Origin of the sequence: Campylobacter concisus, assembly GCF_002914005.1 — a bacterium.
Lineage (GTDB): Bacteria > Campylobacterota > Campylobacteria > Campylobacterales > Campylobacteraceae > Campylobacter_A > Campylobacter_A concisus_N.
The window spans coordinates 1-559 of sequence record NZ_POZU01000039.1 but is presented as its reverse complement, the minus strand read 5'-3'; the positions used below and the strand labels follow the sequence as shown (position 1 = coordinate 559).

Genomic DNA, 559 nt, shown 5'->3' with positions numbered 1-559 from the left:
ATATTACTATTGAAAATCAAAAAATCAGCAAAGAATTGTTAAAGAAATCAAATGAACTTAATATGACTAATGTTAGAATAGCCGAACTTAATGATAAAGAAAACGATCTTAAAAACACCAATAATGCCTTAATTAAACAAATGGAAGAATATGAAAAAAATGAACAAGATTTACAAAATAAAGAACTAATTTATAAACAAAATTTAATAAATTTAAAAAAATTATATACTAGTAAAACGATTGAATATATCTCTTATGAAAGCAAGATAACCGATCTATTTGATGATAGAAATGTATCTGATATTTTTAAAATAAAAAATGTTAACAATATTGAACAAGATTTAAAAAAATCTCTGATTTTGCCCATTGATAGAATAAAACAACAACTTAATAAATTATACGAATATTTAGGCAATGCTAAAAGTAGCTCAGAAAAAGATATTTATGAGGATATAATCAAAAGATATTTATCTAGTATGAAAAAATATCAAGAAATCTTGTTTATTCAAGAACCTGATTATAAACTATGGAAAGATAGTTTTTTAAAAGCAGTAGAGAC

Annotated in this window: 1 protein-coding gene; it reads left to right on the top strand. The window is 22.0% G+C overall.

All coding sequences use genetic code 11. The features are described 5' to 3' along the window. A partial coding sequence (locus CYP54_RS09875) for a hypothetical protein (RefSeq protein ID WP_181001523.1) occupies window positions 1-559 on the top strand: 559 nt, incomplete at both ends.